Source organism: Holdemanella sp. DFI.5.55, assembly GCF_020593575.1.
GTDB classification, from domain to species: domain Bacteria; phylum Bacillota_I; class Bacilli_A; order Erysipelotrichales; family Erysipelotrichaceae; genus Holdemanella; species Holdemanella hominis.
Genome location: NZ_JAJDMK010000076.1, coordinates 1 through 10,104, shown reverse-complemented (window position 1 = coordinate 10,104; position 10,104 = coordinate 1). Strand labels below are relative to the sequence as shown.

At 35.5% G+C, this 10,104-nt stretch carries 7 protein-coding genes; all 7 read right to left on the bottom strand.

The genetic code is table 11. The features are described from left to right. Positions 1 to 140: 140 nt before the first annotated feature. The 7 genes from LJE08_RS11580 to purE are packed head-to-tail and all read right to left on the bottom strand — an operon-like array spanning position 141 to position 9,818. Complete coding sequence (locus LJE08_RS11580; protein ID WP_117926478.1) at positions 141 to 1,043, bottom strand: serine hydrolase; 903 nt, start codon at positions 1,041 to 1,043, stop codon at positions 141 to 143. Between the two features lie 51 nt (positions 1,044 to 1,094). Beyond that, the gene (gene purH / locus LJE08_RS11575) at positions 1,095 to 2,627 is read right to left on the bottom strand and encodes a bifunctional phosphoribosylaminoimidazolecarboxamide formyltransferase/IMP cyclohydrolase (protein WP_227403302.1); all 1,533 of its coding nucleotides are present in this window, start codon (positions 2,625 to 2,627) and stop codon (positions 1,095 to 1,097) included. Beyond that, positions 2,627 to 3,208 (bottom strand): phosphoribosylglycinamide formyltransferase, encoded by a 582-nt coding sequence (gene purN, locus LJE08_RS11570; protein ID WP_117926476.1) that lies wholly within the window; start codon positions 3,206 to 3,208, stop codon positions 2,627 to 2,629. Before purN ends, purH begins: the two co-directional genes overlap by 1 nt. After that, complete coding sequence (purM, locus tag LJE08_RS11565) at positions 3,202 to 4,233, bottom strand: phosphoribosylformylglycinamidine cyclo-ligase (protein ID WP_186998552.1); 1,032 nt, start codon at positions 4,231 to 4,233, stop codon at positions 3,202 to 3,204. The genes purN and purM overlap by 7 nt, the downstream gene beginning before the upstream one ends. A 3-nt stretch (positions 4,234 to 4,236) precedes the next feature. After that, the gene (gene purF, locus LJE08_RS11560) at positions 4,237 to 5,616 is read right to left on the bottom strand and encodes an amidophosphoribosyltransferase (protein WP_117926474.1); all 1,380 of its coding nucleotides are present in this window, start codon (positions 5,614 to 5,616) and stop codon (positions 4,237 to 4,239) included. Between the two features lies 1 nt (position 5,617). Beyond that, a complete protein-coding gene (locus LJE08_RS11555) occupies positions 5,618 to 9,319 on the bottom strand; it encodes a phosphoribosylformylglycinamidine synthase (protein ID WP_227403301.1) in 3,702 nt (1,233 codons plus the stop codon). Between the two features lie 10 nt (positions 9,320 to 9,329). After that, positions 9,330 to 9,818, bottom strand: a complete 489-nt coding sequence (gene purE / locus LJE08_RS11550; protein WP_117926472.1) for a 5-(carboxyamino)imidazole ribonucleotide mutase — start codon at positions 9,816 to 9,818, stop codon at positions 9,330 to 9,332. Between the last annotated feature and the right edge of the window lie 286 nt (positions 9,819 to 10,104).

Genomic DNA, 10,104 nt, shown 5'->3' with positions numbered 1-10,104 from the left:
TTTCAAAGATCATCTGCACCTCAGCAGTGCTCATCTATATTACCAAATACTTTTCACTTCGTCAAATGTTTTTTTATTTTTTTTCATATTTTTTACTGTATACGCTTACATCTAAAAACAAAAAATAGAGCCTTTCAACTCTATTTAAAATGCTCATAAGCAATACGATTGATATTTGCCATAACATCGGCACCTTTATCCCCTAAACTCGTTAAAACAACTATACTATATGATGTATTACATTCTACAAAACCAACACTATTTAAAGCATAATCATACATACCATACTTTTGAGGCATACTCAATTGTGTATCCCTATCTAGATATTCACCTGGTTCTGCCTTTTCCATATTTTTAATCAAAACTTTATAGTCTTCTTTATGATCATATAAATAGGTCACCACATCATTCATTGTATTAACCGTTGTAACATTATCCATTGTATAATAATTCTCGCTGATAGAATTTGTATATTTTGTCATTGCTTCCTTATATTCTTTCCAGCCACCAAGATTTTCATATAAAATATGACCCGCATCATTATCAGAGTATATTATTAAATCATTTAAAAGATCACTTAAAGGAACTTGACTACCGATACCATAATTCGAACTAATAACCCCTGCACCCTCATGCATATATCCACTATATGTAAATGTTGAATCTAATGTATACTCACCCTCATTTATTTTATCATAATATAGCATTGCCAATGGTAATTTATAAATACTCGCTGCAATAAACTCATCCTTCTCATTCATACTATATTTAATGTTATGTTCTAAATCTGTGATACAGTATGCTACTTTTTCATGATCAATACCATTCTCTTGAAAATACGCTTCTATATCTTTTGCCAAAGACATATCAATAAATTGACTATTATCTTTATTTTCAACTTCCGTATTTTGATCTTCTCCGATTTCAGATATCCCCTGATATGCCTTTTTCTCAGTGTTCTTCATTTCAACCGCAAATACACATAGTACAATTAATAATGCAGATAATAGAGAAATAATAATAATTTTGTTTTTCTTATCCATGATAGACCCTTCCAAACTATGAAAAAGAGTCTATACAGACTCTTTTATATATTAATGTTTAAAATGACGAACCCCTGTAAATACCATTGCGATGCCATGTTCATTACATTCATCAATTGAAAGTTGATCCTTAATAGATCCACCCGGCTGAATGATTGCAGTCACACCCGCTTTGATAGCTTCTTGAACTGTATCTGGCATTGGGAAGAAAGCGTCACTTGCCAATACAGAACCTTTCGCCTTTTCACCAGCCTGTTCAATCGCAATCTTAGCTGCACCAACACGGTTCATTTGTCCTGCACCAACGCCAATTGTCATATCATCTTTTACCAAGACAATCGCATTTGATTTTACATGCTTAACAACTTTCCAACCAAACAACAATTGTTTGATTTCATCCTCTGTAGGTTTACGGTTTGTCACACATGTTAAATCTTCCTCATTAATTGTATGCTGATCCATCTCTTGAACCAATAGACCATCATTAACATTTGTATATTTTAACGCACTTGAAACAGATAAGCTAGTATCTAATTTCATTAATCGAATATTTTTCTTACGAGTTAAGATTTCCAACGCTTCGTCAGAGAAGTCTGGCGCAATAATGATTTCCAAGAAAATCTTAGATAATTTTTCTGCCAATCCCTTTTCAACCTTTGCGTTCAACGCTACGATACCACCAAAAATCGAAATTGAATCAGCTTCATAAGCTTTATCCCAAGCCGCTTCAATATTTTCACCAATACCAACTCCACATGGATTCATGTGTTTTACACCTACAGCTGCATATTGACCTTCAAAATCTTTTAAGATTTCAATAGCCGCATTTCCATCCTGAATATTGTTGTAAGACAATTCTTTACCATGAAGCTGAGTCGCATTTGCCAAAGAATATTGAGGATTCATTCCTTTATAGAAAGCAGCCTTTTGATGAGGATTTTCACCATAACGCAAGTCTTGAACCTTATCAAAAGTAATTGTCATACTTTCTGGGAATTCTTCATGTGTTTTCTTCGTTAAATAATCTGCGATCATCGCATCATAGCGAGCTGTATGACGGAATACTTTTGCAGCTAAACGCTCACGCGTTTCCAATGTTGTTTCTTGGTTTTCTCTAATTTCTTCAAGAACTTTATCATAATCTTTTGGATCACAAAGAACCGGAATGCTTTGATAGTTTTTAGAAGCACTACGAAGCATACTTGGACCACCAATATCAATATTTTCAATAATTTCTTCGTGTGTTACACCTGGTTTTAATACAGTTTCTTTAAAAGGATATAGATTCACACAAACCAAATCAATATACTCAATTCCTAATTCTTGTAATTGACGTACATGATCTGGGTTTGAACGAACACAAAGTAATGCACCATGAACTTTTGGATGTAAAGTTTTCACACGACCATCCATAATTTCTGGAAAACCAGTCACATCACTGATTCCAATTGGATGAATTCCAGCTGCCTCAAGAGCTTTTTTTGTTCCTCCAGTAGAAATGATTTCATATCCACAATCTACTAATCCTTGTACAAATTCAACTAAACCAGTTTTATCGGATACACTTACTAATGCTCGCTTCATTATTTTTCCTCCTCTATACTTTTTGCGACTTGTTCAATGACTTGCCAGAACAAATCATATTCCATCGCATGTACATGCGATTCTAATGTTTCAAGATCCCAAGATGGGTCGATTGCTACTCTTTCTTGACGAATAATAGGACCTGTATCTACACCTTCGTCTACGAAATGAACTGTAACTCCAGTTTGTGCTACTTTTGCCTCATACGCATCTGCAATACTATGAGCTCCTGGAAATTCAGGTAAATAAGCCGGATGTAAATTGATGATACGATTTGGATAAGCACTCAATAAAGTGTGTCCAATAAAACGCATATATCCACTTAACACAATCAAATCAACCTTTTTTTCTTTTAATACCTCTAAGATTGCCGCTTCATAACCCGCTTTACCATCATATCCCTTTGGATTAAAATAAAACTCTTCTACTCCATGATTATGCGCACGAACTCTAGCATACGCATTTTCTTTATCCGCAATCAAACATGCACAATTCACATGTAAAGAACCATCTTCAATATGTGACAAGATTGTTTCAAAGTTAGTACCTGAACCACTCGCAAATACCGCAATATTTACCATTGGACATCTACCTGCCCTGTTTCAGTTACTTTACCAACCACATAGCTAGGTTCATTGATTTCATTTAAGGCAGCTTGAACTTTTTCAACATCTGCTGGATCTACAGCCATCACAAAGCCAAGTCCCATATTAAATACGTTGTACATTTCTTTCATAGAAATATCTCCATTTTTTTGAATCAAATCAAAAATTGGAGGTTTTGGGAATGCCTTTGTATCAATTTCAACACCCATACCCTCTTTTAACATACGAGGTACGTTTTCGTAGAATCCACCACCTGTGATGTGGCTGCAAGCTTTTAATGTAATCCCCGATGCTTTAATATGTTTTAATGCTTTTACATAAATTTTTGTAGGAGCCAATAATGCCTCTCCTAAAGTTTTACCTAATTCATCATAATATGTATTTAATGATTCTTCTGTAATATCAAATACATTACGAACCAATGAGAAACCATTACTGTGAACACCTGTTGAAGGAAGTCCAATCAAGACATCTCCTACATTTAGATCCTTACCAGTAATCATATCTTTTTTATCGCATACACCAACGGCAAAACCTGCTAAATCATAATCTTCTTCTGGCATTAAACCTGGATGTTCTGCAGTTTCTCCACCAATCAAAGCAGCTTCAGATTGTAAACAACCTTCAGACACACCCTTCACAATGTCCGCAATTTTTTCTGGAACATTCTTTCCACATGCGATGTAATCCAAGAAGAACAGTGGTTCTCCACCTGCACATGCGATATCATTCACACACATCGCAACGGCATCAATTCCAATTGTATCATGCTTATTCATAACCATCGCAAGTTTAACTTTTGTACCACAACCATCTGTACCAGAAAGTAATACAGGCTCTTCCATATCTTTAATTTTAGATAATGAGAAAGCGCCAGAGAAACCTCCAAGTCCTCCTAACACTTCTGGGCGCATTGTTTTCTTAACATGCTCCTTAATCAATTCAACAGATTTATATCCTGCCTCTAAACTAACGCCTGCTGCTGCATAATGTTCTGCCATACTCTACTCCTTTACCTCATCTTTATAATCTTGTAAATCTTCTGGATATTCACCTGTACAACAAGCTAAACAGCTTGTTTCAGGCACACACTTTTTAAAGTTTTCAACACTTAAGAAACGCAATGAATCCACCTGGAACAATTGTTCCATATCATCTACTGTATAGTTAAATGCCGCCAAATCTTTTTGTGCCGTTGAGTCCGCTCCATATAAACAAGGATATCTCAACATTGGCGAAGCTATACGTAAATGCACTTCTTTTGCGCCTGCCTCTTTTAATAATTGACAAATTCGACGTGATGTAAAACCTTTCACAACACTATCATCTATTAAATAAACTCTTTTATCTTTAACAACCGAACTGATCGCATTTAAACGAACACGCATACCTTGCATTCTTTGTTGTTCTGTCGGACGAATAAATGTAGAACCAATATAACGGTTTTTAATCAATCCCGTTTCATATGGTACATTCAATGTTCTGGCAAAACTTGCAGCTGCACTTAAAGCTGAATCAGGAACACCAACAACGATATCCGCTTCAATATTCTCTTCTTTAGCTAAATAATAACCACATTGTTTTCTTACTTCATGAACCGTTAAACCATTATGAACGCTATCCGGTCTAGAATAATATACATACTCTAAAGCACAAGCCTTCGTTTCTGCTTCTTCAATAATTTGACTAGACTTCATACCTTCGCAATTGAAACAAATCAATTCACCTGGATTTACTTCACGAATAAATTCTCCACCAAGAATTGGGAACGAACAAGTTTCGCTACTGATACAATATCCTTCATCTACCTTGGCAATATATAAAGAGCGAATACCATGAGGATCTCTTACTACGTACAAACTGTCTTTTGTGACAACCATGAATGTATAAGCACCACTCATCATACGACAAGCTTTCGCAATTTTTTCTTCAAAAGAACCTGGATTCAACTGAATCAAATGTGCTAATAATTCTGAATCACTTGTTCCTTGAAAGATCAATCCTTCATTTTCTAATTTCGTTCTTAAAGAAATCGCATTCGTGATCATCCCACTTGATACAACCGCAAAATATCTTTGGTGACTACGCACCATAATCGGCTGAACATTTTCTAATTGAGAATCATTTTTTGTGGCCATACGAAGTTGACCAATCGCAATATCACCCTCCAAAGAATTTAATGTATCTTGTTTTAAATTCTCAGATAATAATCCTAATCCCTTTTTACAAACAACATTTTCTCTATCACTAACAGCCACACCAACACCATCTTGTCCACGATGCTGAATGGCATGCATTGCTAAATAGATGTTCTGGGCGGCTTGTTCTACATTGAACAAGCCTACGATCCCAGAAGAATCTTGAACTACCTTTTGCATCGTCATTCTACTTCACCTGCTTATGTGTAAAGTAACGAACACCATTTGCGAAAATATCCTGGTCTTTATTTCCAGCAATATTCTGGAACAAGCCTTTTTCATAACGCTCACTGTGACCCATCTTACCAAAGATTTTTCCATCTTCAGAGAAGATACCTTCGATTGCCATACTTGAACCATTCAAGTTGTCTTTTCCATCCATTGTTGGAACACCCTTTTCATTTACATATTGTGTTGCAACCTGACCATTTTCAATCAATTTATTTAATACTTCTTCACTCGCAACAAATTTACCTTCACCATGACTAACAGCAACTGAATATACGCTTCCAGCTTTCATACCTGCAAGCCAAGGAGAAGCATTACTTGTAATACGAGTACGTGCAATATGAGAAACGTGACGATTGATATTATTTCTAAATAATGTTGGATTTTCCGCATCCAATTTTTCAATATCACCATAAGGCAATAATCCAGATTTGATCAATGCCTGGAATCCATTACAGATACCTAAAATCAAACCATCATTTGCACGCATTGTATCAATTGCTTGTGCAATCTTTGGATTTCTTAATACATTCGCAATAAATTTACCTGAACCATCTGGTTCATCACCACTACTAAATCCACCAACAATCATTAAGATTTGTGCTGTACTAATTTCTTTGGCTAAAGTTTCGATACTCTTTTGAATGTTTTCTACAGTTAAGTTATTAAATACAATTTGTTTAACTTCTGCACCAGCACGTTCAAACTTAGCTGTTGTATCAAATTCACAGTTTTGTCCAGGGAAAATAGGAATAATTACTTTTGGTTTTTCCACAACAACCTTAGACATTGGTACTTCTGCATCATTTAATGGAGTTTCTAAAGTATCTTTTCCTTCATCCACGATCATTGGATAAATTTCACTATAACGCTTTGTCCAAGCCTTTAATGCATCTTCAATTTCAACAGTTTCATCATTTAATACAATCTTAGAATCATCATTTAAAATACCAATCAATTCTAAATGTTCATCTTGAATGCTTTCTGTAGCTTCCACGATCATTGAACCCAAATTGAATCCATATACATCTTCTTCTGTGCTGATCGCAACACCAACTTTAGATCCAAATGCCATTTTCGCAATAGTTGCACCTAGGCCACCAAATTTAATTGTGCTTGCCGCAACAATTTTCTTTTCTTGCATTAATTTATGAACCGTTTCAAAATTTTCTTTTAATTGTTCATAATTTGGAACATTATTTTTAACTGGCGTATGCTTTACCAAATATACATAGTCTCCGGGATTTTTAAATGAAGCCGAAACAATATCATCTGTTTTAGCTGTAGTTACCGCAAATGTAATAACTGTTGGAGGTACATGAATATCTTTATACGTTCCACTCATAGAGTCTTTTCCACCAATACTTGGTGTTTCAAATGCCAATTGAGCATCAATCAAACCTAATAAAGCTTCAAATGGTTGTCCCCATTTTTGTGCATCGGCACCTAAACGTTCAAAATATTCCTGATTTGATAAACGACACTTCTTATAGTCAGCACCCAATGCTGTGATACGAGCTAATGCTTCAACAACTGAATAACTAGCACCTAAATATGGAGAATATTTAGATACTTTTGGATCATATCCATATGTCATAACCGAACATGTGTTTGTCATTCCATGCACTGGCAATTTTTGTACAGAACCTTCTTCAGGAGTTAATTGATATTTACCTCCAAAAGGCATCAACACTGTACTCTTACCAATAGAAGCGTCAAACATTTCTGCCAAACCAATTTGACTTGCGACATTCGCATCTTGTAATACTGTATTTAAATCTGAGTTTACTGCATCAAATGGATGTTCATCATATTCATTTTCGCAAACATCAACAATCTGGTGCTGGCGAACACCGTTCGTATCCAAGAATGCACGAGACATATCAACAATTGTTTTCCCACGCCATTTCATGACTAAACGATTTGTATCTGTTACATCTGCAACTTTGATAGCTTCTAAGTTTTCTTTATACGCTTCTTCTTTGAATTTTTCAAAATCCTTAGCCTCGATACATACAGCCATACGCTCTTGTGATTCACTAATAGCTAATTCTGTACCATCTAAGCCTTGATATTTAACTGGAACTGCATCTAAGTTGATATTCAAACCATCTGCAAGTTCACCTACGGCAACACTAACTCCACCTGCTCCAAAGTCATTCGCCTTTTTAATTAATTTTGTACAAGTAGGATTTCTAAATAAACGCTGTAATTTACGTTCAATCAAGGCATTCCCCTTTTGAACCTCACTTGAACATTTTTCCAAACTTGTTTCATTATGTTCTTTACTAGAACCTGTAGCTCCACCGATTCCATCACGACCAGTAGCTCCACCAATCATAACGATAATATCGCCAGCTTCTGGTTTTTCACGTTTAACATGTGATTTAGGAGCCACACCCACAACAGCACCAACTTCCATACGTTTCGCAACATAGCCATCATCATAAATTTCATCTACAAATGTAGTTGCCAAACCAATTTGGTTACCATAACTTGAATAACCTTGAGCAGCGGTTTTTGAAATCTTAGATTGAGGCAATTTGTGCTCTAATGTTTCACTAATTGATTTTGTGATATCTCCAGCCCCCGTAATACGCATAGCTTGATATACATAGCTACGTCCTGATAATGGATCACGAATAGCTCCACCAATACATGTACTTGCTCCACCAAATGGTTCAATTTCTGTTGGGTGATTATGTGTTTCATTTTTAAACATCAACAACCATTGTTCATCTTTTCCATCTACATCCACTGTAATTTCTACACTGCAAGCATTGATTTCATCGGTAATCTCCATATCATCAAGTTTACCTTGTTTACGAAGATACTTGCCGGCGATAGTAGCCATGTCCATCAATGTTTTTTCTTTACGATTTCCATGAACTTCCTGACGTAATTTTAAATATTTATCATAAGAAGCCTGTAACTCATCTGACAATGTATCCAAATGGAAATGTACATCATCTAATACAGTTTCAAAAGTAGTATGACGGCAGTGATCTGACCAATATGTGTCTAGAACACGAAGTTCAGTCATTGTGCAATCTCTTTTTTCTTCCTTTTCAAAATAACGTTGAACATGCTCAATGTCCGCTTGAGACATGGCCAACCCTAAAGTCTGACGTAAAGAATCTAATTCTTCTTTCGTCTTTGTTGTAAATCCTTCTAATACAGGAACATCTTTTACTTCAACGTCCTGATCATCTACTAATACAGAAAGGTCTTTAACGCGCGCTTCAACAGGGTTAACAATATAATGTGTAATTTTATTAAGTGTTTCTTCATCTACTGGGTTTGCGAACACTAATAAAGTCCCTGAATGAATACGTACTGTTTGTTTGTTGTTCAAAAGCATCAAACATTGCATTGCACTGTCTGCTCTTTGATCATATTGACCTGGCAAAAATTCATATGCCAAATATGATTTACCTGTTAAATCTACAGAATCATATACATCATCTGTAACAACTTCGCTACAAACATTTTTCTTCAATAATTCAATATCATTTTCGTCGGCATCAAAAATATCATATAAATTGTATTTTGTAAGACCAAAATTTTCTTTTAAAGATAAAGATTGTCTTAATTCAGCAGCTAACGATTCACTTTCAACTTGAAACTGTTCTTTTTTATGAACAAAAATACGAGTATCCATTTCTTTCTCCTTATTCAACAATTGACTGTTCTAATACTTTTTGTGCTTGTTCTTTTTTAAACGCAACAATTTTATCCTGTAATGACTTATCATTTAGCCCAATCATCTGGCAAGCTAAAATAGCTGCGTTTCTTGCCCCTGATTTTCCAATTGCGACAGTCGCAACAGGAACACCTTGAGGCATTTGTACTGTCGATAATAATGAATCCAATCCACCTAAAGCAGATGTCTGAATAGGGATTCCAATAACTGGCAACGGTGTAGAGCTAGCTAAAACTCCAGCTAAATGTGCTGCTCCTCCAGCTGCCGCAATAATAACCTGAATTCCACGTTCACACGCTGTTTTTGACAATTCCAAAACCGCTTCCGGCGTACGGTGAGCACTTAACACACGAACTTCATAGCCAACTTGAAAATCGTCTAATTGTTTCATGCAGCCTTCCATACTAGGTAAGTCTGAACGAGAACCCATCACAATTAAAACACGCTTTGTTTCCATAAATGACCTTCCTTTCAAAACAAAAAAGCGCACCTATAGTAGGCACGCTTAAAAAAGCAATTCTTCTCTATCAATTGTGGTAAATCTTCTTAAGACCATAAGTAAGACCTCCAAAATCAGAAAAACACTTCTGCAATATTATAATACCTAAAATCAACTCAAATGACAACCTATATTTCATGAAAGTTATGCTCTAGGCATAAACAATTTATATTTTCTTAAATCAAACACATAAACAATTGAACTCAATCCCCACGTAATTGGATATAGCCAATGCGTTAAATAC

Coding starts and splice junctions, on each gene's coding strand:
- LJE08_RS11580 (WP_117926478.1), bottom strand. CDS start 1,043: ATGGATAAGAAAAACAAAATTATTATTATTTCTCTATTATCTGCATTA.
- purH (WP_227403302.1), bottom strand. CDS start 2,627: ATGAAGCGAGCATTAGTAAGTGTATCCGATAAAACTGGTTTAGTTGAA.
- purN (WP_117926476.1), bottom strand. CDS start 3,208: ATGGTAAATATTGCGGTATTTGCGAGTGGTTCAGGTACTAACTTTGAA.
- purM (WP_186998552.1), bottom strand. CDS start 4,233: ATGGCAGAACATTATGCAGCAGCAGGCGTTAGTTTAGAGGCAGGATAT.
- purF (WP_117926474.1), bottom strand. CDS start 5,616: ATGACGATGCAAAAGGTAGTTCAAGATTCTTCTGGGATCGTAGGCTTG.
- LJE08_RS11555 (WP_227403301.1), bottom strand. CDS start 9,319: ATGGATACTCGTATTTTTGTTCATAAAAAAGAACAGTTTCAAGTTGAA.
- purE (WP_117926472.1), bottom strand. CDS start 9,818: ATGGAAACAAAGCGTGTTTTAATTGTGATGGGTTCTCGTTCAGACTTA.